This window comes from Brevundimonas sp., from assembly GCF_036677305.1.
Classification (GTDB): Bacteria; Pseudomonadota; Alphaproteobacteria; order Caulobacterales; family Caulobacteraceae; genus Brevundimonas.
Window position 1 is genome coordinate 1 of record NZ_JAKFEB010000157.1, and the last position, 26,545, is coordinate 26,545.

At 70.2% G+C, this 26,545-nt stretch carries 20 protein-coding genes and 1 riboswitch; of the genes, 9 read left to right on the plus strand and 11 right to left on the minus strand.

The window, feature by feature from the left end; translation table 11 throughout:
- From V6M42_RS08885 to V6M42_RS08915, 7 genes are all read right to left on the minus strand, one after another.
- Positions 1-1,544: MFS transporter (locus V6M42_RS08885; protein WP_332678247.1), on the minus strand; the 1,544-nt coding region annotated here is incomplete at its 3' end.
- Between the two features lie 109 nt (positions 1,545-1,653).
- Positions 1,654-2,880, minus strand: coding sequence for a homoserine dehydrogenase (locus V6M42_RS08890; protein WP_332678248.1), 1,227 nt, complete (start codon positions 2,878-2,880; stop codon positions 1,654-1,656).
- A gap of 10 nt (positions 2,881-2,890) precedes the next feature.
- Positions 2,891-4,081, minus strand: a complete 1,191-nt coding sequence (gene metB / locus V6M42_RS08895; RefSeq protein ID WP_332678249.1) for a cystathionine gamma-synthase — start codon at positions 4,079-4,081, stop codon at positions 2,891-2,893.
- Positions 4,078-5,061 carry a homoserine O-succinyltransferase MetX gene (gene metX / locus V6M42_RS08900; RefSeq protein WP_332678250.1) on the minus strand — a complete coding sequence of 328 codons (984 nt, stop codon included), beginning with the start codon at positions 5,059-5,061 and terminating at the stop codon, positions 4,078-4,080. Before metX ends, metB begins: the two co-directional genes overlap by 4 nt.
- Before the next feature lie 104 nt (positions 5,062-5,165).
- Positions 5,166-5,289: riboswitch (SAM riboswitch) on the minus strand.
- Between the two features lie 65 nt (positions 5,290-5,354).
- The gene (locus V6M42_RS08905; RefSeq protein ID WP_332658332.1) at positions 5,355-6,788 is read right to left on the minus strand and encodes a TolC family protein; all 1,434 of its coding nucleotides are present in this window, start codon (positions 6,786-6,788) and stop codon (positions 5,355-5,357) included.
- Complete coding sequence (locus tag V6M42_RS08910; RefSeq protein WP_332658333.1) at positions 6,788-10,042, minus strand: efflux RND transporter permease subunit; 3,255 nt, start codon at positions 10,040-10,042, stop codon at positions 6,788-6,790. The genes V6M42_RS08905 and V6M42_RS08910 overlap by 1 nt, the downstream gene beginning before the upstream one ends.
- 7 nt (positions 10,043-10,049) lie before the next feature.
- Complete coding sequence (locus tag V6M42_RS08915; RefSeq protein WP_332678251.1) at positions 10,050-11,249, minus strand: efflux RND transporter periplasmic adaptor subunit; 1,200 nt, start codon at positions 11,247-11,249, stop codon at positions 10,050-10,052.
- Between the two features lie 103 nt (positions 11,250-11,352).
- On the opposite strand from V6M42_RS08915, the gene V6M42_RS08920 reads away from it, so the two are divergent.
- Complete coding sequence (locus tag V6M42_RS08920) at positions 11,353-11,967, plus strand: TetR/AcrR family transcriptional regulator (RefSeq protein WP_332658337.1); 615 nt, start codon at positions 11,353-11,355, stop codon at positions 11,965-11,967.
- A gap of 20 nt (positions 11,968-11,987) precedes the next feature.
- Here the strand turns inward: V6M42_RS08920 and V6M42_RS08925 are convergent, their stop codons facing one another.
- Positions 11,988-12,425, minus strand: a complete 438-nt coding sequence (locus V6M42_RS08925; RefSeq protein WP_332658339.1) for a PaaI family thioesterase — start codon at positions 12,423-12,425, stop codon at positions 11,988-11,990.
- 49 nt (positions 12,426-12,474) lie between these two features.
- Between V6M42_RS08925 and V6M42_RS08930 the strand changes: the two genes are divergently transcribed.
- From V6M42_RS08930 to V6M42_RS08960, 7 genes are all read left to right on the plus strand, one after another.
- Positions 12,475-12,795, plus strand: coding sequence for a DUF3253 domain-containing protein (locus V6M42_RS08930; RefSeq protein ID WP_332658341.1), 321 nt, complete (start codon positions 12,475-12,477; stop codon positions 12,793-12,795).
- Positions 12,779-13,387: a uracil-DNA glycosylase family protein gene (locus V6M42_RS08935; protein WP_332678252.1), complete on the plus strand. Its 609-nt coding sequence runs from the start codon at positions 12,779-12,781 to the stop codon at positions 13,385-13,387. Before V6M42_RS08930 ends, V6M42_RS08935 begins: the two co-directional genes overlap by 17 nt.
- A complete protein-coding gene (locus tag V6M42_RS08940; protein WP_332658345.1) occupies positions 13,384-14,382 on the plus strand; it encodes an alpha/beta fold hydrolase in 999 nt (332 codons plus the stop codon). Before V6M42_RS08935 ends, V6M42_RS08940 begins: the two co-directional genes overlap by 4 nt.
- A 103-nt stretch (positions 14,383-14,485) precedes the next feature.
- Complete coding sequence (locus V6M42_RS08945; protein WP_332658379.1) at positions 14,486-15,577, plus strand: Glu/Leu/Phe/Val family dehydrogenase; 1,092 nt, start codon at positions 14,486-14,488, stop codon at positions 15,575-15,577.
- Between the two features lie 213 nt (positions 15,578-15,790).
- Positions 15,791-17,845 carry a cell cycle histidine kinase CckA gene (gene cckA, locus V6M42_RS08950; protein WP_332678253.1) on the plus strand — a complete coding sequence of 685 codons (2,055 nt, stop codon included), beginning with the start codon at positions 15,791-15,793 and terminating at the stop codon, positions 17,843-17,845.
- Positions 17,846-17,924: 79 nt separating this feature from the next.
- On the plus strand, positions 17,925-19,745 hold the full coding sequence (locus V6M42_RS08955) for a DUF885 domain-containing protein (protein ID WP_332678254.1): 1,821 nt from the start codon (positions 17,925-17,927) through the stop codon (positions 19,743-19,745).
- Positions 19,746-19,812: 67 nt separating this feature from the next.
- A complete protein-coding gene (locus tag V6M42_RS08960; RefSeq protein WP_332678255.1) occupies positions 19,813-21,606 on the plus strand; it encodes a DUF885 domain-containing protein in 1,794 nt (597 codons plus the stop codon).
- Here V6M42_RS08960 and V6M42_RS08965 read toward each other — a convergent pair.
- On the minus strand, positions 21,603-22,529 hold the full coding sequence (locus tag V6M42_RS08965; protein WP_332678256.1) for a LysR substrate-binding domain-containing protein: 927 nt from the start codon (positions 22,527-22,529) through the stop codon (positions 21,603-21,605). The two genes, V6M42_RS08960 and V6M42_RS08965, sit on opposite strands and share 4 nt — an antisense overlap.
- 628 nt (positions 22,530-23,157) lie before the next feature.
- Here V6M42_RS08965 and V6M42_RS08970 point away from each other — a divergent pair.
- Positions 23,158-25,002 carry a DUF885 domain-containing protein gene (locus V6M42_RS08970; protein WP_332678257.1) on the plus strand — a complete coding sequence of 615 codons (1,845 nt, stop codon included), beginning with the start codon at positions 23,158-23,160 and terminating at the stop codon, positions 25,000-25,002.
- Here the strand turns inward: V6M42_RS08970 and V6M42_RS08975 are convergent.
- Complete coding sequence (locus V6M42_RS08975; protein WP_332678258.1) at positions 24,999-25,913, minus strand: NAD(P)/FAD-dependent oxidoreductase; 915 nt, start codon at positions 25,911-25,913, stop codon at positions 24,999-25,001. The two genes, V6M42_RS08970 and V6M42_RS08975, sit on opposite strands and share 4 nt — an antisense overlap.
- Positions 25,910-26,545 (minus strand): DUF1176 domain-containing protein (locus tag V6M42_RS08980; protein WP_332678259.1); only part of this gene is annotated, 636 nt, incomplete at its 5' end. The genes V6M42_RS08975 and V6M42_RS08980, both read right to left, overlap by 4 nt.

The following is a 26,545-nucleotide window of genomic DNA, read 5'->3' on the forward strand; positions in this document are numbered from 1 at the left end:
CCCGTGGCCGCGACCATGGCGAAGGCCGTGGTCGGCAGGAAGCCGCCGAACCAGCCGTTGCCGATGTGATAGGGCAGGGACATGGAGGTGTAGCGGATGTTGGTCGGGAACATTTCCACCAGCGCCGCCGCGATCGGCCCGTAGACCATGGTCACGTACATCACGAGCAGGAACAGGATCCCGACCACCATCGGCCGGTTCACCAGGGCGCTGTCGGCCTTTGCCGGATAGCCGGCCGAAGTCAGGGCGGCGCCGAGCCCGGCCTCCCATTCCGTCTTGCGGGCGGCGAAGTCGGCGCGCGGCAGGGCCGATCCGTCGAAGCTGGGTACGCTCACCGGTCCGATGCGGACCTCGGCCGTCGAGCCGGCGGGGGCGATGACGTTGACATAGGTGACGCCCGCCTTGGCCAGGTACGACTTGGCCAGATCGCACGAGCTGTCGAACACCGTCTTGCCGACCGGATCGAACTGCAGGGCGCAGTCGGCGGGGTCGGCGTAGACGCTGACGGGCGCCGTCGCGGTGGCCGCCGCCAGCTGCGGATTGGCGGCCTGGGTCAGGGCGTGGAACAGGGGGAAGTATGTCAGTGCGGCCAAGAGGCAGCCCGTCAGGATGATCGGCTTGCGTCCTACCTTGTCCGACAGCCAGCCCCAGAAGACGAAGAAGGGCGTGGCCAGCAGCAGGGCCGTCGCGATCAGGATGTTGGCCAGCGGGCCGTCGACCTTCAGCGTCTTCTCGAGGAAGAACAGGGCGTAGAACTGGCCCGTGTACCAGACCACCGCCTGACCCGCCGTCAGCCCGACCAGCGCGAGCAGCACCAGCTTCAGGTTCGGCCACTTCGCGAAACTGTCCTTCAGCGGCGTGCGCGATCCCTTTCCTTCCGCCTTCATGCGGGCGAAGGCCGGACTCTCGGCCAGCTTGAGCCGGATCCACAGCGACACGCCCAGCAGCAGGATCGAGACGAGGAAGGGAATCCGCCAGCCCCAGTCCTTGAACGCCTCCTCGCCGACTGCGGTGCGCACGCCCAGGATGACCAGCAGGCTCAGCATCAGCCCGGCCGTCGCGGTGATCTGGATGAAGGAGGTGTAGAAGCCGCGCTTTCCGGGCGGCGCATGTTCGGCGACATAGGTGGCCGCCCCGCCGTATTCTCCGCCCAGCGCCAGGCCCTGCACCAGCCGCATGGCGATCAGGATCGCCGGCGCCGCCACGCCGATTGCGGCGTAGGACGGCAGCAGGCCGACCACGAAGGTCGACAGCCCCATCAGCAACATGGTGACGAGGAAGGTGTTCTTGCGCCCCCACAGGTCGCCCAGCCGCCCGAAGAAGATGGCCCCGAACGGCCGCACCGCGAACCCGGCGGCGAAGGCCATCAGGGCGAAGATGAAGCCGGTGGTCTCGTTCACCCCCGAGAAGAACTGGGCCGTGATGATCGCCGCCAGCGAGCCGTACAGATAGAAGTCGTACCACTCGATCACGGTCCCGACCGACGAGGCCAGGATGACCAGACGGTCGTTGCGATCGACGGTGTGTTCGGCGGCCTCGGTCATGCGTCCTCCCCAGGGTGCCGGGGGAACCTGAACGGCGAAACCGGCGGTGTCGAGGGGCCGGCGCCCCCTCTATCCGTGCATCCCCGCGTTCGCGGGGATGCACGGAACCTTATTGACCCTCGACGAGGTCCTCCAGATCGGCCCAGACGCTTTCGGCCGTGGGACGGCGGCCCGCGCCGCGGCCGGTCGCGGTGAGGATGCGGCCGTCCGCCAGGGTGACCCGCAGCGCATTGGCCTCGTCGGGAAGCACGGCGAACAGGGCGTCGCCGTCCACCGCCTCGAACGCCACGCCGGTCCGACCGGACGCCAGGTCCAGACGCGCGATCTGACGGACGCGGCCGGCCGGCAGGACGGCGTCGCCGGACAGCGTCTGGCGCGCGACGGCTTCGATCCGCAGCGACTGGCCCAGGCCTTCGTGGGCGAGGATGGCCAGTTTGGCGGCGGCGTCGAGACCGGTCAGGTCGGCGCTCGGGTCCTCTTCCGCGAAGCCCGCGTCACGGGCGGCGCCCAGGGCCTCGTCGAAGTCGCCGCCCTCGGCCAGACGGTTGAGGATGAAGTTGCAGGTGCCGTTCAACACCGCCTCGATGCGGACGATCGACCCTTGCTCGGCCGCGCGGCGGACGGTCTCGATCAGGGGCGCGCCGCCGCCGACGCTGGCCGAATAGAGCAGGCGCGCCCTGGCGCTGTCGGCCAGAGCCGTCAGGCCGGGCAGGTCGCCCCCGACCGCCTGTTTGTTGGCGCTGACCACATGGACGCCGCGCGACAGGGCGGCGCGGATCAGGGCCAGGCCGGTCGAGGCGTCCGAGATGGCCTCGACCACCACATCGGGCTCGCGCGCCAGCAGGGCGGCGGGATCGGACAGGATCAGCCCGGGCGGGATCGACGGATCGCGCGCCTTGTTCGGATCCCGGACCAGAACGCCCACGACCTCGAAACGGGGGTCGCGGGACACCCGCTCCAGAACGCCGCCGCCGACGACGCCGCACCCCGCGAGGGCGATGCGCAGGGGACGGACGGGCGTCGGCGCGCTGCGGTCCGGCGCGGCGTCCGACCCGGCCACGATGGCCACGCCGGCGCCGAGCAGGGCCTCGCCCGGCGCGGGCCGGGCGGCGCGCACGCCGATGGCGTCGAGCGCCTCGGCCAGACGCGCGGGAGCATCGGCCCTGCCGCAGGCGACCGCGACGACCCGGCGCCCTCGCCGGACCTGCCGATACACGGCGGAGGCGGCCTCGAGGGGGTCGGAGAGATCGAGCTGCAGCAGGGCCACCGGCTCGTCGGCGACGGGGGAGGAGACGTCGTCGTCGGCCGGGATTCGGGGGAGGGGAAGAGCGGTCATGTCAGGTCCCTCACGCGGCTTCGGCGGCGAGCGGGGCCGCGAGGGGAACGAGAGCGAGGGCGGCCGACAGGTCGGCCAGCAGGTCCTCGGGATGCTCCAGGCCGATCGACAGCCGCAGCAGGCCGTCGGTGATGCCGGCCGTTTCGCGGGCGTCCGGCGTCATGGCCGCATGGGTCATCAGGGCGGGGTGGGCGATCAGGCTTTCGACGCCGCCGAGGGATTCCGCCAGGGTGAAGACATTCAACCCGTCGACGAAGGCTCGGACGGCCGCGATGTCGTGCAGTTCGAAGCTCAGCATGGCGCCGAAGCCCGCCTGCTGCCGCGCCGCGACGGCGTGGCCGGGGTGGCTGGCAAGACCGGGATAGTGGACGGCCTTCACCGCCGGCTGCGCCGCCAGCCATTCGGCCACGCGGCCCGCCGTCGCCTGCTGCCGCTCGACCCGGGCGAACAGGGTGCGCACGCCGCGCAGGGTCAGATAGGCGTCGAACGGAGAGCCGGTGACGCCCAGACAGTTGGCCCACCAGGTCAACCGCTCCAGATCGGCCGGGTCCTTCGCCACCACGCAGCCGCCGACCACGTCGGAATGGCCGTTGATGTATTTGGTGGTCGAGTGGATCACCAGATCGGCGCCCAGGGCGAGGGGCTGCTGCAGGGCGGGCGACAGGAAGGTGTTGTCCACCGCCGCCTTGCAGCCGACGGCATGGGCGCGGGCGCAGATGTCGGCCACGTCCACCACCCTCATCAGCGGGTTGGAGGGCGTCTCGATCAGGATCAGCTTCGGCTTCAGGGCGAAGGCGGCGTCCAGGGCCGCGCGGTCGTTCTGGTCGACGAACTGCACGTCGAAATGGCCGCGCCGGGCCCGGGCGCACAGCAGGCGGTGGGTGCCGCCGTACAGGTCGTGCGGGGCGATCAGCAGGTCGCCGGGCTCCAGCGAGAACAGGGCCAGATCGACCGCCGCCATGCCCGTGGCGGTGACCACAGCGCCGCAGCCGCCTTCGAGTTTGGCCAGCGTCTCGCCCAGCACGTCGCGGGTCGGATTGCCCGACCGCGTGTAGTCGTAGCGCCGTTTTCCATCGAGGCCGTCGAAGCTGTAGTTCGACGACAGATAGAGCGGCGGCATCACCGCGCCGTGCGCCGGATCGCTGTTCACGCCGTGACGGGCGGCGGTCGTACAGGGGTGGCTTTGAGCGGGGGCGGTCATGCGGCGATCTCGCGGGTCTGGAGGGCGGTGAGGGGAGAGAGGACGTCGTGCAGGGCGCGGCCGATCAGCTCGCGCTCCTTCAGGAAGGCGTCATGGCCGAAGATCGAGGGGGCCTCGATCAGGCGGCGCAGGTTTGGGACGCGCGCCGCCAGTTCGCGGCTGTCGGCGATCGGCACGAGCGTGTCCGAGGTGAAGCCGATGACGGTCAGGGGGCAGCGCACGGCGCGCGGGTCGACGCTGTGGCGGTCCAGCGAGTCCGACAGGCTGATCCAGCGATCCGCGCTGGTGGCTTCGGCGTAGGCCGCGCCCTTGGCGATCAGATAGTCGCAGACCGGGTAGGCCTCCCCGGCGTCCGCAGGGGCGGTCGGGCCGAAGCGCAGGCCGAACTCGTCGGCGGTGCGATAGGTGGTCATGGCCAGCTGGCGGGCGAGGGCCACGCCCTCGGCCTCGCGGCCGCAATCGCGGGCGAAGGCCAGCAGGCGGCGCTGCACCCCGCGCACGGCGGTCGCCGCCGGATGGGCGCAGTGGGCCGCCGAGATCACCGCCAACTCGCCGATCCGCTCCGGGAAGAGCGCGGCGAAGGCCAGGCCGATGCAGCCGCCGTACGAGGCGCCGACGAAGGCGTCGACGCGCGGCTCGCCCAGGGCGTCGAGCAGCAGGGCCAGCAGCCTCGCCTGATCGCCCGTGGTGATGGTGACGCCCGGTTCGTCGCGGCCGGGCAGCAGGTCGAAGGCCAGCACGCGGACGCGGTTCAGGTCGACGGGCCCGCCTGCCTTGACCACCGAGGGCCACCAGCGCGTGGCGAACCGCCCGCTGGAGATGCCGCCGGCGACCACGACCAGCGGCCCGTCGGATCCGTGCAGCCGGCCGACGACCTGCGTCGCGGTCAGGCGCTGGCCCGACTCGAGCCGGAAGTCGTGGGGGATGGACGCGTGGACGTCCTGTCCGGCGGTCTGGTCTGGGGTTTCGATGGACGCCACGGTCCGCTCCGGTCTCGCTCAGCGAAACCGATGGGGCGAACCAATTCCTTGCGTGACAGACCCGTGAAGTCAGTCGGTCCCCGGACGTGAGGGGGCCGTCGCTTCACTCATCTCTCGCGGCTTCGTAAAGAGGCCTCGCAGGAGTTGGCACCATCTCCAGGATCGGGCGGATCCTGGTAGGTTGCCCCGGCGTCAAAGGGCCTATCCCTCAGCCGGTCTTGATGAGTGCCCTTACGTTGGCGGACACTTCATCAGGCGTCAATCCCCTTGTTGCGAGTGCGAACAGGCGAGCCTCAGACCGCGCTCCAGCCGCCCGCCAGCGCCTTGAACAGGGCGATCTGGTAGGTGGTGACGAGGGCTTCCGAGTTGGCCAGCTGGGCCTCGGTCCCGACCAGGGTCCGCTCGGCGTCGAGCACCGACAGGAAGCTGTCGGCCCCCGCGTCGAAGCGCAGACGCGACAGGCGGACGGCCTGTGCGGCCTGGTCCCGCGCCTCGCGCAGGGCGTTCCGGCGGTCCAGTTCGTTGGCGTAGTTGGCCAGGGCTGTCTCGGTCTCTTCCAGCGCCGTCAGCACCGTCTGGTCGAAATTGGCCAGGGCGATGTCCGATCCCGCCGACGCCTGTTCGATCCGCGCGCGGGCGGCGAAGACGTTGGGGAAGGACCAGCTGATCAGCGGGCCGATGCCGAAGCGGAAGCTGGAGTCGCTGCCCAGATCGCCGGCGTCCAGCGCCGTCGACCCGACCGAACCGCCCAGGATGATCCGGGGATAGAGATCGGCCGTGGCCACGTTCACGCGGGCCGCGGCGGCGGACAGATTGCGCTCGGCCCGGCGCACGTCGGGACGGCGCGCCAGCAGCTGGGCGCCGTCTCCGATGGGGATCGGCTGCGTCAGCTGGGGCGGGCGGGCGCAGGCGCGGGCCGCTTCGCTGGCCTCGGCCGGGGTGCGTCCGGTCAGGGTCGCCAGCCGGAACAGGGCGCCGTCGCGCTGGGCGCGCAGGGGCGACAGGATGGCGCGGGTGGTCTGCAGCGTCGAACGGGCGCGCGCCACGTCCAGACCATTGCCCTGGCCGGCGGCCAGCAGCCGCTCGGTCAGGCCCAGGGTGTCGGTCTGAAGCGCGATATTGCGCTCGGCCACGGCGATGGAGGCGTTGGCCGAACAGGCGTCGGCGTAGGCCCGCGCGGTCTCGGCGGCGACCGAAACCTGCACGACTTCAAGCGCCGCGGCGGCGGCGTCCGCATCGGCGCCGGCGGCGCGGATCGAACTGCTGACCCGGCCGAACAGGTCGATCTCATAGGCGACGTCCAGACCGACGTCGTACTGCTCGCCCTCGTCCAGCGGCTGGCCGCCGTTGCCGCCGGGAACCGTGGCGGCCGAGGCGCGGCCGTACTGGGCCGTCGCGCCGACCGTGGTCGAGGGCAACAGGCCGACCCGCGCCTCGCCGAGCGCCGCGCGGACCCGGCGCAGGTTGGCGGCGGCGGCCTCCAGCTCGTTGTTCTCGGTGAGGGCCTGAAGGATCAGGCCGTCGAGGGTGGGATCGTCATAGAGCCGCCACCAGTCGTCGCGAGCCGCATCAGCGGTCACGGCGGGGGTGGCGGCTCCGACGAAGGCGCCCGACGCCGAGGGGGGAAGGGTGGCGTCGGGCGCCCCCGGCCCGACCGCGCACGACGCCAGCGCGAGCGCGGCGAAGGCTGTTGCGGTCAGGATCCGAATGGGGGGCAGGGTCGTCATCAGGCGTCTCCGGACCGGGGGGTCGCTGGCAGGGCGTCGGGCCGATCGTGGGCGGGGAAGCCGTCGGTGGTCGGGACGGTGGGGTCCTTCTTCGGCGACTGCGGGATCTTCGACGCCGCCCAGCGGCTGATGACGTAGAAGACGGGGGTGAAGATCAGACCGAAGAAGGTCACGCCCAGCATGCCGGAGAAGACGGCGGTGCCCAGCGACTGACGCATCTCGGCGCCCGGCCCCGTCGCCAGCATCAGCGGCACGACGCCGAAGATGAAGGCGAACGAGGTCATCAGGATCGGCCGCAGGCGAATGCGCGCCGCCTGAACGGCCGCATCCCAGCGGTTCAGCCCCTGTTCCTCCTCGGCCTGTTTGGCGAACTCCACGATCAGGATCGCGTTTTTCGCCGCCAGGGCGATCAGCACCACCAGTCCGACCTGGACCAGAATGTTGTTGTCCAGGCCGCGGATGTTGACCCCGATCATGGCCGCAAGGATGCACATCGGCACGATGAGCACGACCGCCAGCGGCAGGGTGAAGGCCTCGTACTGGGCCGCCAGCACGAGGAAGACGAACACCACGGCCATGATGAACACCACGGTCGCGCCGCCCGACGACTGCTTCTCCTGCAGGGCCAGGCCGGTCCATTCGTAGGAGAAGCCCGGGGGCAGGGTGGCCTCGGCCAGCTGCTCCATGGATGCGATCGCCTGACCGGACGAAACGCCGGCCGCCGCCTGTCCCTGAAGCTCGGAAGCCGGGAACAGGTTGTAACGGACGATCCGGGACGGACCGGAATCCTCGCGCAGGTTGGCGACCGATCCGATCGGCACCATGGCGCCCGAGGCGGAGCGGGTCTTCAGATTGGCGATGTCGGCGATGTCGTCGCGCGCCGTCGGCTCCGCCTGCGCCGTGACCCGGAAGGTGCGGCCCAGGAAGTTGAAGTCGTTGACGTAGGACGAGCCGAGATAGACCCCGAGCGTATTGAACACGTCCGACGGCTGGACGCCCATCATCAGCGCCTTGTCGCGGTCCACGTCGGCGGCGATGCGCGGCGAGCCGGTGTTGTAGGTCGAGAAGACCTGCTGCACCTGATCGGGCGCCTGGGCGGCGGCGCCCATCATGGCGAAGGTTGCGCCCTCCAGCGGCCGATAGCCCGCGCCGGAGCGGTCCTGCACCATCATCTGGAAGCCGTTGCCGTTGCCCAGACCCTGAACCGCGGGCGGGGCGATGACGAAGATGTTGGCGTCCTCGATGCCCATGGTGGCGCCGGTGATGGCGCCGGCCAGGGCCGCGGCGGCCTGTTCGGCCGACTTGCGTTCCTCGAAGGCGTCGAGGCGGACGAAGATGGTCGCCGCGTTGGAGCCGAACGAGAAGCTGGAGCCGTCCAGACCGGCGAAGGCGACCATGCCCTCGACCCCGTCCGTGCCCTTGATGATGTTCGAGGCGCGGGTCATCACCGCCTCGGTCCGCTCCAGCGAGGCGCCCGGAGGCAGCTGGATCACGCCGATCAGGAAGCCCTGGTCCTGTTCCGGGATAAAGCCGGACGGGGTGTCCATCAGACGCCAGCCGGTCAGTCCCAGCAGACCGACATAGACGATCAGCACAATGCCGACGGTCCGCACCAGCCGGGCGGTCAGCCGCCCGTACTTCTCCGACAGCCAGTCGAAGCCCTCGTTGAAACGCCGCCCGGCCAGACCGCCGTACCAGGCCGCCGCGCCCAGCACGCCCGGCTTGCGGACATTGTCGTGTTCCTTGTGCGGCTTCAGCAGCAGGGCGGCCATGGCCGGCGACAGGGTCAGCGACACCAGCAGCGACACGACCGAGGCCGTGGTGATGACGATGGCGAACTCGCGGTAGAAGATGCCCGGAATGCCCGGCACGAACATGGTCGGAACGAACACCGAAACCAGCACCAGACCGATCGAGATCAGGGCGCCCGACACCTCCTGCATGGAGCGGTAGGCGGCCTCCTTGGGCGTCAGCCCCTGACGGATGTAGCGTTCCACGTTCTCGACCACGACGATGGCGTCGTCGACGACGATGCCGACGGCCAGCACGAGGGCGAACAGGCTCAGCGAATTGATCGAATAGCCCAGCATCAGCTGGACGGCGAAGGTCGCCACCAGCGCCACCGGGATGGCCACGATCGGGATGATCGCCGCGCGCCAGGTCTGCAGGAAGACGATGACCACCAGCACGACCAGAAGCACGGCCTCGATCAGGGTGTGCTGCACGGACTCGACCGAGGATGCGACGAACTCGGTCGGGTTGTAGGCGATGGAGACGTCCATGCCCTGGGGCAGGTCGGCCTCGAACGCCTTGATCTCTTCCATGACGCGGTCGGCGGTGCCCAGTGCATTGGCGCCGGGCTGCTGGATGATGGCTATGCCGACCCCCTGCTCGCCGTCGAAGAAGCCCTTGATGCCGTAGTCCTGGGCTCCCAGCTCCACGCGCGCGACGTCGCGGACGCGGGTCACGCGGCCTTCGGCGTCCGTCTTGATGACGATGTCGCTGAACTGGTCGGGATCGGACAGGCGGCCCTGCACCTGCACCGGCAGCTGGAAGGCCGCGGCGTTGGTGGCGAAGGGCGGCTGGCCGATGGCACCGGCGGCGGCCTGGACGTTCTGGGCGCGCAGGGCGGCGACGATGTCCGGTCCGGTCAGGCCGCGCGCAGCGGCCTTGGCCGGGTCGATCCAGACCCGCATTGAATAGTTGCCGCCGCCGAAGACCTGGACCGCGCCCACGCCGTCGACCCGCAGCAGGCGATCCCGCAGCGTCGAGTTGGCGTAGTTGCCGACGTAGTCGTTATCCAGCGACTTGTCCGGGGACGTCAGCCCCAGGATCATCAGGAAGCCGCTCTCCTGCTTGTTCACGGTCACGCCGATCTGGCGGACCTGCTCGGGCAGGCGCGGTTCGGCCAGGGCGACGCGGTTCTGGACCAGCACCTGCGCCGCATCCAGATCGGTGCCGGGATTGAAGGTCACGGTGACCGACACCGTCCCGTCCGAGGTGGACGAGGACGACAGGTACAGCATGCCCTCGACGCCGTTGACCTCCTGCTCGATCGGAGCGGCGACGGTCTCGGCCACGGTCTCGGCCGAGGCGCCGGGGTAGGCGGTGTTGATGGTGATCGTGGGCGGCGCGATCTCCGGGTACTGCGACAGCGGCAGCAGCGGATAGGCGAACACCCCCATCAGGGTGATGAACACCGCGATCACGGCCGCGAAGATCGGCCGGTCGATGAAGAAGCGTGAGATGTTCATGACGGGCTCAGTCGCCCGACGACAGGCTGTTGGCGAAGGTGGCGCTGGAGGCCGGGGCGGTCGTGGTCATCGGCGCGGCCTGCGGCGTGGCGACCGCACGGATCTGGCCGTTCGTGGCCTTCACCTTCATGCCCGGCGCCTGGATGCGCTGGACGCCGTTGATGATGACGCGGTCGGTAGGAGCCAGCCCCGAGCGGATCACGCGCAGACCGTCGACCAGCGGCCCCAGCTGCACCGCCTTGGGCGCGACCGAACCGTCGGCGGCGACGACATAGACGATGCGCCGGGCCTGATCGGTGGCGATGGCGGCGTCGGGGACCAGCATGGCGTTGTAGGTTCCGGCCCCGGCCAGACGGGCCTGTCCGAACATGCCGGGCTTGAGGAAGCCGTCGGCGTTGGGGATGACGGCCCGCAGCCGGATCACGCCCGAGGCTGTGTCCACGGCGTTGTCGGTGAAGTCGAGGCTGCCCGAGCGGTTAAAGTCGCTCTCATCCTGCAGCCGCACCTGGATCGGCGCGGCGCCGTTGCGGGCCTGACGCTGGTATTTGAGCAGCACGGCTTCCGAGCCGTCGAACACGAAGTGGATCGGCGCGCTGGACACGACGGTGGTCAGGACGTCGGCGGCCGACGAGCCGCCACCGACGAGGTTGCCCGCATCGACCCGGCGGTCCGAGACGCGACCCGAGATCGGCGCGGTGACGCGGGTGAATTCGAGGTCCAGCTGGCGGGCGCGGACATTGGCGTTGGCGGAGGCGATGGCGGCGCGGGCCGTCATCAGATTGGCGCGGCGGGTGTCGACCTCGGCCTGCGAGACGGCCTGCGAGGCCAGCAGGGTTTCCGACCGGGTCAGTTCGCTCTGGGCGAGGCTGATCTGGGCCTGGGCCTGGGCCAGCTGGGCGCGGGCCGAGGCCAGGGCCGCCTGCGCCGGGCGCGGATCGAGGGTGAACAGCAGCTGGCCGCGCCGCACATAGTCGCCGTCGCGGAAGTGGACGCCCGAGACGTAGCCGCCGACGCGGGCGCGCACCTCGACCGACTGCGTCGCCTCGAACCGGCCGGTGAACTCATCCCAGTCCTGCACGGCGCGCACCAGCGGCACGGCGACGGTGACCGCCGGCGGCGGCGGGGCCTGGGCTTCGCTCTTTTGAGAGCAGCCATAGAGCACGGTCGTCATAAGGACGGCCGCGGCCACGATCTTCGCGGTTCGCATCGAAAGGTAGATCCCTGTCTTGTCGACTCGGCCAACGGGGGGGATGCCGGTAGTCAACGCCCGGTGACTTAATGGTGATCGTGGTTTCGCTTGTCAACGGCGGATGACAAAGCCATATGGATTTTGGGGCTATTGCGGAGATCACGAATTGTTTTGCCACGTCGCGCCCCGGCCACGGAATGCCGAGGCGACCCGCGCCGCCATTCTGAACGCGGCCCGCGAGAGGTTTGCGCGCGAAAGCTATGACGATGTCGGCATGCGCGACATCGCCGGGGACGTCGGCGTCGACGCCGCCCTGGTGTCCCGTTATTTCGGTTCGAAGGAAGAACTGTTCGAGGTCGTGCTGGACAGCTGCGACAACGGCGGCGAGCTGATGAACGGGGCCCGCGAGACCTTCGGCTACCGCGTGGCGCACGAGGTGATCTTCGAACCCAAGAGCGAGAGCAAGCTGAAGGGTCTGCTGATCCTGCTGCGCTCGATCTCCTCGACCAAGGCCATGGAGATCGTCCAGCGCGGCGCCAATGCGCGCTTCTACGGCCCGTTCACCCAATGGGTGGGCGGTCCGGATGCGGCCGTCAGCGCGAGGATGGCCGCCGCCTTCATCATGGGCATGGCCGTAAGCCGCGAGGTAACCGGTGGCTTTGGCCTTACCGCCGAACAGTGCGAGCGGATGGCGAACCGCATGGGCGTGACCCTGCAGGCCATGATCGACGGATAAGAGTGGCTGGCGGCTGGCGGCTAGCCACGTCTCTTCTCGAATTTCCGGATCACGCCCGAGTAGGTCATCAGGATCCGCTCGCCCGCGGTGATCTGGCCGCGGACGAAGATCAGGCTCTTGCCGGCCCGCACGACCTCGCCGGTCGACTCGACCAGCTCGCCCTCATAGGCGCCGTCGATGAAGGTCGAATCCAGCGACACCGTCACGCCCGAGGCCCCCTCCATCTCCTGATAGGCGGTCTGGAACAGCGAGATGTCGGCGAAGGTCATCAGGCAGCCGCCGTGCATCCGGTGCCCCGCATTCATGTGCTTGGGCTCGGCGCGGAAGGCGCAGCGCATCCGCCCGTCGGGATCCGGCTTGAAGTAGAACGGGCCCACCACCTGGTCGAAGGTGCCGTGCAGGTCGTACATCTGCCAGCCGGCGAACTCGCCCTCCGTCACCGTGACTTTCTCGACCATTCCGGAACTCCGCCTTCTTTCTGATCCCGCAATGCACCATACAGGCGTCATGAGCGACCCCATCGAAACCGCCATCTTCGAAAAACTGGCGAAGGCCGACCCCAAGGGCGTCGGCGGCAAGAGCATCGAACCGGCCGATGTGGCCAAGGAGCTGCAGCCCGAGCAGTGGCAACGCATGCTGCCCAAGGTGCGGCACTGCGCCCTGGGCCTGATGCGTCAGGGCAAGCTGACCATCACCAAGAAGGGCAAGGCGATCGATCCCAACGCCTTCAAGGGCGTGATCCGCCTGCGCCTGCCGACCGAGGCCGAGACCGCCGCGGCGCTGGCGGCCCTGCCGCCCGTCGTCGAGGACGATGACGACTTCGCCTGATCCGGCGGACGGTCTCGAGGCCGTCCTTTCCGACATCCGCGCGTGCCGGGCCTGCCTCGGCCATCTTCCCCATACGCCGCGTCCGGTGGTCCGCGTTTTTCCGGAAACGCGGCTGCTGATCTGCGGCCAGGCGCCGGGCCGGCGCGTGCATGAGAGCGGCCTGCCGTTCACCGATCCATCCGGCGACCGTCTGCGCCAGTGGATGGGCGTGGACTACGAGACCTTCTACGCCGACCACCGGCTGGGCGTGGCGGCCCAGGCCTTCTGCTATCCGGGGACGGCGCCGAAGGGCGGGGACTATCCGCCGCCGCGCCGATGCGCGGAACTGTGGCGGCCGCAACTGCTCGCCGAACTGCCCGGCATCGAACTGACGCTTCTGGTCGGCGGCTACGCCCAGGTCTGGGCCCTCGGCGACCGGGCGAAAACCAACATGACCGAGACCGTGCGGGCCTGGCGGGAATACGCGCCTGAAATCCTGCCGCTGCCGCATCCATCCTGGCGCAACACCGCCTGGCTGCGAAAGAACCCGTGGTTCGAGGAAGAGGTGGCGCCCTACCTGCGCGAGCGGGTGCGTGGCATCCTGACTCCATGATCCGCGCACTGGGCATCCTGACCGCCGTCGTGACACTCGCGGCCTGCGCCACGCCGGCTGTCCAGCCGCCGCTGACCCCGCCCGCGGATTTCGCCGGGCCGGCGCTCGAGGCCCGAACGCTGCTGATGGACGACGGCGCGCGCCTGCCTCTGGCCCGCTGGACGCCCGACGGCGTCGAACCCTGGGCCGTCATCGTCGCGCTGCACGGCATGAACGACAGCCGCGCCTCCTTCCGTCTGGCCGGTCCGTGGTGGGCCGAGCGGGGCATCGAGACCTGGGCCGTCGACCAGCGCGGTTTCGGCGAGGCGCCCGGCCGCGGCGTCTGGGCCGGAGAGGCGCGGATGACCGAGGACCTGCGCACCGCCGTCGCATTGGCCCGCGCCCGTCATCCGCGTGCGCTGATCGCCGTCGCGGGAGAAAGCATGGGCGGGGCGGTCGCCGTCGCCGCCTTCGGTTCGGACCGCCCGCCGGCCGCCGACCGCGTCATTCTTCTGGCCCCCGCCGTCTGGGGCTGGACGGCGCAGGGGCCGGTCAATTCGGCCGGCCTGTGGGTCGCGGCCCGCGCCATGGGCGACCGCGCGGTCGGCGCTCCGGAATGGGCGGTGAAGGATCTGCCGGCCTCGGACAACAGGATCGAACTGATCCGCAACGGCCGCGATCCCGCCAGCATCCTGCCGACCCGGTTCGACGCCCTGTATGGTCTGGTGGACCTGATGGAGCAGGCCTCGCTGCAGATCGGCGACATCCGCGCCCCGGCCCTGCTGCTGTACGGCGGCCACGACAACGTGATCCAGAAAGAGCCGATGCGCGCGGCGCTGGAACGCGCCGGCGACCGGCCCGGTTTTCGCACCGCCTTCTATCCGGACGGCTGGCATATCCTGAACCGGGACCTGCAGGCGGAGGCCGTCTACCGCGACGTAGAGGCCTGGTTGCGGGACGCCGCGGCGCCGCTGCCGTCGGGCGCCGGGCCGGTCTTGCCCGCCCTCAGGGACTGAGCCCGCCCTTCTCCAGTCTCGAAACCGCCATGCTTGCGGTGTTAAGCCTCGGGGCGTAAGCACCCCGCAACAAAAAAACACCCCGGGAGACGCTCAAGTGAGCATGACGCTGTTTGATTCCCCGTCCTTCGCGAACCACGAAGGCGTCCACGCTGTCTTTGACGAAAAGACCGGCCTCCGCGCCATTATCGCTGTTCACTCTACCGCGCGCGGCCCGGCCGTCGGCGGCACCCGGATGTGGAACTACGCCTCCAGCGCCGAGGCGCTCGAGGACGTGCTGCGACTGTCGCGCGGTATGAGCTACAAGAACGCCGTCGCGGACCTGGAAATGGGCGGCGGCAAGTCGGTCATCATCGGCGACTCGAAGACCCAGAAATCCCCCGAGCTGTTCCGCGCCTTCGGCCGCGCCGTCGATACGCTGGGCGGCATCTATTACGCGGCGGAAGACGTCGGCGTGTCGGTCGCCGACATCGCCGAGGCGCGCAAGGTCACCCCCTGGGTGCTGGGCGTGAAGGACGGCCCGGAAGCCTCGGGCGATCCCAGCCCCGTCACCGCCGAGGGCGTGTTCCGCTCGACCCTGCTGGCCGCCCGGCGCCTGTGGAACCAGGACGATCTGACCGGCCTGACCGTTTCGGTCCAGGGCATCGGCCACGTCGGCGGCTATCTGGCCGACAAGCTGTACGCCGCGGGCGCCAAGCTGATCATGACGGACGTCAACACGGCCCTGCTGGCCGAGGTCGCCGCTCGCACCAATGCCGAGATCGTGGCCCCCGACGCCATCTATGACGTCAAGGCCGACATCTATGCGCCCTGCGCCCTGGGCGCGACGCTGAACCCGCAGACCCTCGACCGCCTGACGGTCAAGGCCGTCGTCGGCGCCGCCAACAACCAGCTGGCCACCCCGGACATCGGCCAGACGCTGTTCGAGCGCGGCGTGCTGTACGCCCCCGACTACGTCGTCAACGGCGGCGGCATCATCAACGTGGCCTCGGAACTGCGCGCCCGTCAGACCAACAGCGCCTACGACCCGGCCTGGGTCGAGACCAAGCTGTCGCGCCTGATGGAAACCTTCGAGGAGGTCCTGGACCGTTCGGCCGCCGAGAAGCGTCCGACCCACGAGATCGCCGACGCCATCGCCGAGGCCCGCATCAACGCGGCCCGCGACCAGAAGGCCGAGCAGCGCAAGGCGGCGTAGGTTTTCGGCGCCGCCGGCCTGCGTCCCAACTGACGTACCGGAGCCCATTCTGTTTCGACGGCGCCGGGAGCGACAGCCCCGGCGGCGGCGGACGACCTGCACCCTGTGCACCCCGTGCGCCGTGTTTTTCGGGGCTCCGGCGCCGGATTCGCGCCCCGGGGGCATACGGCTCACTATCGCCCGAACCGCCCTTCTGATTCGGGCCGAGGCGCCATGACCGCAACCAACAGGACCGCATCGCCGGCCCAGGGCTTCGACCCGATGCTCATCCTGATGGTGGTGGGCTCGATCGTCGCCGTCGGCGCCCTGGCCTGGCCCGCCTTCCGCTCCGACCCCATGAGCGCGCCCGGCCTTGTGCTGATCCTGACCGTCGGCGCCGTGGCCCTGATCGGGCTTGTCTCCCTGATGCGCGGCGAGGCCCGTCAGCCGATGGGCGACGCCGTCGTCGACCTGCTGGACGCCATGGCCGAGCCTGCGGCCCTCGTCTGGGCGACCGGCCAGGTGCTGGCCTTCAACGGCGCCTGGGCCGAGGCCAACGGCGCGACCACCGCCCTGCCCAAGGGCAAGTCCGCCTCGGCCCTCTACATGGCCTTCGCCCAGGCGCGGGCGGGCGAACAGGGCCGCGCCATCGTCGTCATCGGCGACCGCGAGCAGGAGGTGCTGATCGGCGCCGCGGGGGAGGGGCGCTTCCTCGTCCGCGCCGCGCCCGAGGCCGTCCTGCCCGTCGGCGCCGCGACGACCAGCAGGCCCGCCACCGTCTCGAACGCCCTGGAGAGCCGGGCCATGGCCGCCGGCGCGCCCTTCGGCTCGGCCGTCATCGCCGCCGAGGACCTGTTCGGCGGCAAGGTCGAGGAGGCCAACGCCGCCCTGTCGGTCCTGACCGGTCCCGCCGCCGCCCGCGACGCCGCCTTCGGCCATCTGTTCGACCCCGCGGGCGTCGCCGAGGCGCGGGCGAAACTGGACGCCGGATCGTCGGGCCCCATCGAGCTGGTCGCCCGCGCCTACCCCGACAAGATGCTGCACCTGTATGTGGCGCCCGAGGGCGACAAGCGGCGCATCTGGCTGTTCGACGTCTCGGCCCAGAAGTCGATGGAGCTGCAGCTGTCGCAGGCCCAGAAGATGCAGGCCGTCGGCCAGCTGGCCGGCGGCGTGGCCCACGACTTCAACAATCTGCTGACCGCCATCCAGCTGCAGCTGAGCGGCCTGCTGGAGCGGCATCCCGTCGGCGATCCCTCCTATGAGGGGCTCAACGAAATCCGCCAGACCGCCATCCGGGCCGCCGATCTGGTGCGCAAGCTGCTGGCCTTCTCGCGCAAGTCGACCGTGCGCCGCGAGCGTCTGGACCTCGGCGAACTGGTGGGCGAGTTCGCCGTCCTGCTGCGCCGCCTGCTGCGCGAGGACGTGCGGCTTGAGACCGACTACGGCCGCGACCTGCCGGTGGTCCTGGCTGACAAGAGCCAGCTCGAGACGGCGGTCATGAACCTGGCCGTCAACGCCCGCGACGCCATGCGCGGCGTGGTCGAACCGGGCGCCGGCGTGGTCACCATCCGCACCGCCCGCCTGACCGCCGACGAGGCCCGCGCCCTGGGCTGGGTCAATCCGGTCACCGACGCCGTCGCCCTGATCGAGGTGGCCGACAGCGGCCCGGGCGTGCCCCCCGAACTGCTCGACAAGATCTTCGAGCCCTTCTTCACCACCAAGGCCGTGAACGAGGGCACGGGCATGGGGCTGGCCACGGTCTACGGCATCGTCGAACAGGCCGGCGGCCACATCAACGTCTCGAACGCGCCCGAGGGCGGCGCCGTCTTCCGCATCTTCCTGCCCGAGGCGGCCGAGGCGGAACTGGCCGAGACGCCGGTCATCGAGAAGGTCGCCAAGGCCCCGCGCGACCTGTCGGGCGCCGGCCGGATCCTGTTCGTGGAGGACGAGGCCGCGGTGCGCGGCATCGCCGCCCGCCTGCTGCGCCAGCGCGGCTATGAGGTCATCGAGGCCGAGGACGGCGAACAGGCGCTGGAGCTGGCCGAACAGCACGCCGGGACCATCGACATGATGATCTCGGACGTGATCATGCCCGGCCTCGACGGTCCCGCCCTGCTGAAGAAGGCCCGGCCGTTCCTGGGCGACGCCCCGGTCCTGTTCATCTCGGGCTATGCCGAGAGCGACTTCTCGGACCTGCTGCAGGACGAGGTCGGCGTTTCCTTCCTGCCCAAGCCGCTGGACATCAAAACCCTGGCGGAACGGGTCAAGCAGGAACTCCACGCCGGATAGCCGGCCTGAACCATCCGTAACTTGCCAATCATCATCCGGCGCCCTCCTCTGCGCTCCGCGCCACTGGGAGCCTGCCGCCATGATCGATCGTCGTCGCCTGTTGTTCACCGCCGCCGCCGGCGCGGGCCTCGCAGCCTGCGGACAGGTCCTGGCGCAGACGCCCGCCGCGGCCGGTTCGGCCTCCGCCGCCCTGACCGCCCTGATGGACAAGGTCGTGCAGACCTTCCTCATGGAATCGCCCGAGACCCTGACCTCCCTGGGCATGGACAAGGGGCCGATGGCGGCGATGAAGTCCCGCCTCGACGACCGGTCCCAGGCCAAGATCGACGCCGACCGGGCGGTGTTCAGGGGCCAGATGGCCGAACTCAGGGCCATCGACCGCGCCGCCCTGCCGGCGACCGAGGGCGTCTACCACGACGCCCTGACCTTCTTCGGCGAGACCCAGATGATGGGCGACCGTTTCCCCTACGGGAACGGCGCCCCCTATACGATCTCGCAGCTGACCGGCTCCTACCAGAGCCTGCCGGACTTCCTCGACACCCAGCACGCCATCGAGACCGCCGACGACGCCGAGGCCTATCTGGCCCGCGTCGCCGCCTTCCCGACGGCGCTGGACCAGGAAACCGCGCGGATGCAGGCCGATTTCGCGGCAGGCGCCGTGCCGCCCGACTTCATCATCGACAAGACCCTGCTGCAGCTCGCCAACCTGTACGAAACGCCCGCCGGCCAATCCGTGCTGACCACCTCGGTCGTGCGACGGACGGGCGAGAAGAACGTCGCCGGCGACTGGGGCGCCCGCGCCCAGCGGATCGTCGAGGGCGAAGTCTATCCGGCCCTGCGCCGTCAGGCCGAGGCCATGCGCGCGCGCCGCGCCGAGGCCACCCACGACGCCGGCGTCTGGCGGCTGCCCGAGGGCGAGGCCTATTACGACTGGGGCATCCGCAGCTACACCACCTCGACCCTGTCCGGGGCGGAGATCCACGATCTCGGCCTGCAACAGGTGGCTGAGCTTTCGGCCCGCGCCGACGTGCTGCTGAAGGCCCAGGGCCTGACCCAGGGGACGGTCGGCGAACGCATCTCCGCCCTCGGCAAGGACCCGGCCCAGCTCTACCCGAACACGGACGCGGGCAAGGAACAGCTGCTGGTCGACCTCAACGCCCAGATGGCCGACATGGCCAAACGCCTGCCGCAGTATTTCGGACGCATCCCCTCCGCCCCGGTCGAGATCCGCCGCGTGCCGACCTTCATCGAGGCCGGCGCGCCGGGCGGCTACTACAATTCACCGGCGCTCGACGGTTCGCGGCCCGGCGCCTACTACATCAACCTGCGGGACACGGCTGAATGGCCGCGGATGCAGCTGCCGACGCTGACCTACCACGAGGCGTCGCCGGGCCATCACCACCAGATCTCGCTGCAGCAGGAACAGGCCGACCGGCCCCTGCTGATGAAGGTGCTGGGCTTCTCGGCCTATTCGGAGGGCTGGGGCCTGTACGCCGAACAGCTGGCCGACGAGATGGGGGTCTATGCCGACAATCCGATCGGCCAGATCGGCTATCTGCAGTCGCTGCTCTTCCGCGCCACCCGGCTGGTCGCCGACTCGGGCCTGCACCACAAGCGCTGGAGCCGGGAACAGACCATCCGCTACATGGTCGAGACCCTGGGCGACTCCGAGACGGCCGTCACCACCGAGGTCGAACGCTACTGCGTCTGGCCGGGCCAGGCGTCCAGCTACAAGGTCGGCCACAACAAATGGGTCGAACTGCGCAGCAAGGCCCAGGCCGCTCTCGGCGACCGGTTCGACATCCGGGCCTTCCATGATGCGGGCATGAACGCCGGCGGCGTGCCGCTGACGGTGCTGGACAAGATCATGACCGACTGGATCGCCGCCCAGCGCGCCTGAAACACCGCGTCGATCCGGCCGCCGAGGCGAGCCCGGATCGACGACCGTCGCCTCCGAGGATTGCCCCATGATCGACCGCCGCCGCCTGCTGTTCTCCACCGCCGGTCTCGGCCTGATGGCGGCCCTCCCCGCGAGCGCGCAGGCCCCGGCCGTATCCGAAGCGGACGCCCGGCTGGATGCGATCCTGACCCGCTGGTTCAACGAGAACGTCGATCTGTCGCCGGAGTACGCCACCAATCTGGGCCTCGACCGCGACGCGCGGGCGAGCCTGACCGGCAAGCTGCGGCAGGTCGGGCTGGCCGACGCGCAGGCTGACAGGGAGCGGGCCCGCGCGCGCTGGGCCGAAATCCAGACCGTGTCGGACGAGGGCCTGTCGGATCAGGCGAAGGTGTCACTGGCCGTCTATCGTTTCACGGCCGAGGGCGCGGCCCGGGCGGCGGAGATCCCGTACGGGGGCGGCATCGGCCCCTATGTCGTGACCCAGAGGTCGGGGGCCTATTTCTCCGTGCCGGACTTCATGGCCAACCAGCACAGGGTCGAGACGCAGGCCGACGCCGAGGCCTTCCTTTCGCGCCTGTCGGCCTTCGCCAGGGTGCTGGATCAGGAGAATGAGCGGATCACGGCCGACGCCGGGCTGGGCGTCATGCTGCCGTCGTTCCTGATGGACAAGACCCTGACCCAGCTGCGCACCCTGCGCGACACGGCGCCGGCCGACGTGGCCATGGTCCAGGCGCTGGTCCGCAAGACCGGCGAGAAGGGGATCGCCGGCGACTGGGGCGCCCGCGCCGCCGCCATCGTCGAAGGCGAGGTCAAGCCGGCGCTGGGCCGCCAGATCGCGGTGTTCGAGGGCCAGCGCCCCAGCGCGACGGACGACGCCGGCGCCTGGAAGCTGCCCCAGGGCGACAGGACCTACGCCCTCGCCCTGCGGACCTACACGACCACCGACTACAGCCCGCAGGACGTCCACGACATCGGCCTGCGTCAGGTCGCCGAAATCCAGGCCGAGATCGATGCGATCCTCAAGGGCATGGGCATGGCCGAAGGGTCTGTCGGCCAGCGGATCAAGACCCTGAGCGAGGATCCGCAGCACCTGTGGCCCAACACCGACGAGGCCAAGGTCGAGCTGATCGGGTCGCTGAACCGGCAGATGGCCGAGCTGACGCCGTTGCTGCCGCAGGTGTTCAACACCCTGCCCAGGGCTCCGGTCGAAATCCGCCGGGTTCCGCCGGCGATCGAGCTGGGCGCGCCGGGCGGCTATTACCAGGCCGCCTCGCTGGATGGCTCGCGGCCGGGCGCCTACTACATCAACCTGTCGAACACCGCGAACTGGCCCAAATGGGGCCTGCCGACCCTGACCTATCACGAGGCCAGCCCGGGCCACCATTTCCAGATCACCGTGGCGCGCGAGGCGGGCAGCCTGCCCATCTATCGCCGCGTCGCCGGCAACTCGGCCTACAACGAAGGCTGGGCGCTGTACGCCGAGCGCGTGGCCGCCGACGACCTGGACGTCTACGCCGGCAACCCGCTGGGACGGGTGGGCTATCTGCAGTCCTACCTGTTCCGCGCGGTGCGTCTGGTCGTCGACACCGGCCTGCACCACAAGCGCTGGAGCCGGGATCAGGCCATCCGCTACATGATCGACGAATGCGGCGAGCCGCCGGAGTCGGCCGAGAAGGAGATCGACCGCTACTGCGTCTCCATCGGCCAGGCCTGTTCCTACAAGCTGGGCCAGACCGTCATCGCCCGCCTGCGGGCCGAGGCGGAGGCCCGCCCGGGCTTTGATCTCAAGACCTTCCACGACCGGGTGCTGCTGAACGGCTCGGTGCCGCTGGCCGTGCTGGAAGGGCTGATGCGGGCCTAGGCGGTTTCGGCCACGGCTGCGCGGGCGGCGACGATCGTGGGATCGGCGTCGGCCTGGGCCGCCAGCCATTCGCGGAAGCGGGCGATCTTGGGCGACCGCCGCCGCCCCTCGGGCCAGACCAGATAATAGCCGGTGTGGAACGACACCGACTGTTCGAAAGGCCGCACCAGCAGGCCGTTGCGCAGCTCGCGGGCGAACAGGATGGGCGAGGCGAGGGCCACGCCCTGGTCGCCCAGGGCCGCCGCGACCTCCAGCACCTGATAGTCCGCCGTCAGCCGGGTCATGGGCTGGGTTCCGCCGCTGACCCCCGCGCCCGCGAACCAGGCGGCCCACTCCTTTTCCATGCCGATCCGGGGCGCGTCGAGAAGGTCGGCCGGCTCCCTGAGCTTGAGGCGCTCGGCCATGGCCGGGCTGCAGACAGGCGTGAAGACGCTTGGCATCAGCAGCTGGCTCTCAAGGCCGGGCCAGTCGCCATGCCCGGAACGGAGGCCGACGTCGAAACCCTCGCGGGCCAGATCCAGAAGGACGGGGTTGGTGTCGAGCCGCACCGCCAGACCCGGGTTGGCGACCTGGAAGGCGCCCAGCCGCGGCGCCAGCCACTGGGCCGCGAGGGAGGCCAGGGTGGTGATCGACAGGATGTGCTCGTCGGCCTCGGTCAGGTCGCTGACCGCGCGACGCAGCAGGGTCATGGCTTCCGTCGCCGCGCGCGACAGGCGTTCGCCGCCTTCGGTCGGCTGGACCTCACGGGGCAGGCGGCGGAACAGGCTCTGCCCCAGCCGGCCCTCAAGCGCCTTGATCTGCCAGCTGACGGCCGCCTGGGTCATGCCCAGTTCCTCGGCGGCGCGGGTAAAGCTTTTCAGGCGAGCGGCGGCCTCGAACACGCGGATCGAGGCGAGGGGAATGCCGGCCAATGGATCTGCCATAAGGCGCCCTTGTGTTTGAGGGGGATCATCTGGTTTGTAAACCGGCCCCGTCAAGCTCAAATATCAACCCATCGCAATATTCACAAAGGAGTTCGTGATGGAAGAGGTCCATGGCGCTCACAAGGAGCGGACTACGGGTTGGTTCGACACGTTCATCGAGGCCGTCGTCCGTATCAGGAAAGACGCAGGTCGCTCGCGCGGTCTCGTCGTCACGCCCTGGAGCGGGCGTTCGCCCGGCGGCTGGTCGGCCTGACCGTCCGATCAGCCCGTCTGTGTCGCCCATCCTGAAAACCGAGGAGGATCTGATGGAAGAGATGCATCGTACTCATAAGGAGCCCATGTGGGGATGGGCGGCAATCCTGAGCGACTGGCGCCGCAGCCGCATGCGCCGACGTTTGCGCGGCCAGTTGGGCGCCGTCGCCCCCTTGCGCCGCTAGGGCCCCGAATCCGGTCCGCCGCAGGAAATTCCCTTCCCCGCTCGTGACTGTCGGCTTCGCGAGAAGCCGGGCCCGGACCCTGGAGACTCCTGCTCCGGGGCCCGGGTCGAACCGTATCCGGCATGGCGCCGCCAAGGCTTGCCAGCCCAGGGCGCGCGCGCGAGGGTGCGGCGCACCTTGGGGGAATAGATATGCTCAGCCGCCGCCGCCTGTTGACGTCCGCCGCCGGCGGCGTGGGGCTTCTCGCCCTTCCGGCCGTCGCCCGCGCGGGCATTCCGGCATGGCAGGGCGATGCGAGATCGCAGGCCCGCGCCCTGTATGACGCCGTCTTCGAGGGCACGCTCAAGGCCTCGCCGATCGGGGCGACCGGTCTCGGACTGGATGCGGGACCCCGCGCCGTTCTGAAATCCCGTCTCGACAGCCGCAGCTACGAGGACCGGCTGAACATCTTCAAGCCGATGGTTGAGGCCCGGCCGGCGCTGGGCGCCATCGACGCTTCCGGCCTGAGCGGGCGCGACCGTTCGGACTTCGACACCGTGGTCTGGATGGCGGACCGGTCGGCGGAGATCGCGGCCTTCCCGTTCGGCGGCGTGGACAGCTACGGCTACCCCTGCCCCTATGTGATCACCCAGCTGACCGGCCTGTATCAGGCCGTTCCGGACTTCCTCGACAGCCAGCACACCGTCGCCACGGCGGCTGACGCCGAGGCCTATCTGTCGCGGCTGGAGAGCTTCGCCGAGGGCCTCAATCACGAGACGGCGCGTTCGGCCTCGGACGCGGCCGACCACGGGATCGTTCCGCCGGACTTCGTGATCAACAAGGCCCTGACCCAGCTTCGCGCCCTGCGCCGCGAGACGGGGGAGGGCGCAGGCCTTGTCCGCTCCCTCGTCCGCAAGACCGCCGAGGCGGGGATCGCCGGCGCCTGGGCGCGGCGGGCGGCGGCCCTGGTGGACGGACCGGTCGCGGCCGCGCTCGACGCGCAGATCGCGCAGATGGAACGCCACCTTCCGAAGGCGTCGCATGACGCCGGGATCGGCCAGCGGCCGAACGGCGACGCCTATTACAACCTCTGTCTCCGCTTCCAGACCTCGACGGGCATGAGCCCGCGCGAGGCGCATCAGGTCGGGCTCGACCAGGTGGCGCAGATCGAGGCCCTGGCCGATCCGCTGTTGCGCCAGCGCGGCTATACCGAGGGGTCGGTCGGCGCGCGGCTGACCGCCTTCGGCCGGGAGCCGCAGTACCTCTATCCGAACACGGACGACGGCCGGGCCGCGATGCTGGCGGACCTGAACCGGCAGGTGGCCGCCATCGAGGCGCGCCTGCCCGATGTCTTCGAGCGGCTGCCGCGCGCCCGCGTTGAGGTCCGCCGGGTGCCGCCGGCGATCGAGCTGGGGGCGCCGCGCGGCTATGCCCAGAGCCCGTCGCTGGATGGGTCGCGGCCCGGCGCCTACTACATCAACCTGGTCGACACGGGGATCTGGCCGCGCTGGGCCCTGCCGACCCTGACCTATCACGAAAGCCTGCCCGGCCATCACCTGCAGGGGGCCCTGGCGCTGGAGGCGACGGATACGCCGCTGCTGCACAAGTCGCTGGGTTTCAACGCCTATGGCGAGGGCTGGGGCCTGTACGCCGAGCAGCTGGCCGACGAACTGGGCATGTACGACGACTTCACGGAAGGGAAGCTGGGCTACCACCAGTCCTTCCTGTACCGCGCCGCGCGCATCGTCATCGACACCGGCATCCACGCCCTGGACTGGAGCCGCGAACGGGCCATCGCCTATATGATCGACACCGTCGGCCTGGCGCCCGGCGCGGCCGAGAGCGAGATCGAACGCTACTGCGTCTGGCCCGGCCAGGCCTGCGGCTACAAGATCGGCCACACCGAGATCGACCGGCTGAGGACCGTCGCCCGCGAGCGCACCGGCGACCGGTTCGACATCAAGAGCTTCCACTCGGCGGTGCTGGACGGCGGGGCCATGCCGCTCGAGGTGCTCGGCCGGGTCGTCGACCAGTGGGCGGCGGCGCGGCTGACCTAGTCTCGGACGGTCCAGCCGTCGGCCTCCCGCAGGGCGTTGTGAATGGCGGTGGCGGCGACGGCGGCCTCGGCTCCGGCCACGGCGATCTGGTTGAGGCCGCGCACGACGTCGCCCGCGGCGTAGAGGCCTTTCACGCTGGTCTGCTGATGCGCGTCGACGAACAGCCGTCCGTCCTCGCCGACCCGCGCATCCAGCCCCTCGGCCAGGTCCGCATTCGGCGATGTGCCGAGGGCCGAATAGACGAGGTCGAAACTGCGGAAGGTCCCGCCCCAGCTGAGGGCCGTGACGCGGTCGCCTTCCAGCTGGACGTTGTCGATCGGCGCGCGGATGAGCTCGATCCCCAACCGCGCCATCTCCCCATGCTCGGTCAGGGCGTCGGTCGGGCCGACATGGATCAGGGTCACGCGGTCGGAATAGGTGCGCAGGAAGGCGGCCTCGCGCACCCCCTTGTCGTCGTCGCCGATCACAGCCACCGCCTTGTCGATGGCCTCGTAGCCGTCGCAGATCGGGCAGATGCGAACCAGCGACCGTTCGATGGCGCGCTCGACGCCGGGCAGGTCAGGGTGATGGTCGATGACCCCGGTCGCCAGCAGGACGGCGCGCACCCGGAGGTCGCGGCCGTTGAGCCGGGCGATGAAGGCGTCGCCGTCGTGCGACAGGCTGTCGACCTGTCCCCCCTCGACGACGGCGCCGTATTCGGTCGCCTGTTCGGTCATCCGTCTCAGGATGGCGTCACCGGTGATGCCGCTGGGGAAGCCCGGCATGTTGTGGCTGAGCGGAATCCAGCAGGCCCGCGGCGCGCCGCCGTCGGCGACCAGCACCCGACGCCGGAAGCGCGCCAGATAGGTGGCCGCGGTCAGGCCGGCGGGACCCGCGCCGACGATCAGGACCTCGGGGTCGCCATCGCTCACCGGGTGCGCCAGGTCGTGGGCCAGAAATCGGCGGGAATGCCCTCGCAGTCTTCCATCGTCGATTCGCGGGTCAGGACGAAGGCCCGTCCGGTCCAGGTCCAGGTCGAGGCCACGCCGCAGTCGCCGAGGCCGCGCCCCTTGGAGAAGGCGTTGATCGTGCGGGTGTCGGGATCGTAGGCGCCGTTGACCGTGCCGTTGGGAGCCTCGGCGTCCCCGATGGACAGGGCGGCCCCCCGGGGATTTCGCCCGCCCGGTCCGGTGACGTACCAGTCGTGGCCCATGTTGTAGGCGCCCGAGAAGCAGGGCACGGCCCAGAGCTCGGTCGAGGCGTCGAGACGGGCGGACATGACGGCCTTCGAGATGTCCTGGTTGAAACTGGTTTCGGCGCGGCAGGCCTTGACGGCCGGCAGGGCCTCGAGCGCCGCAGGCAGGGTCTGGCCCTCGTCTCCGAAGCCGTTCTGGCCGATGGCGGGCGCGGCGACGACGACGGGCAGGGCGGGCGCCGCGGGCACGGCCGAGGCCGGGCGCTCGCCCTTGCGGATCAGGGCCGTGGTCGTGCCCAGCCGGCCTTGTCGCTCGTCGATCCAGAGCATGGAGGCCGAGGCGCCGGCGGCCGGGATTTCACCGTCGAA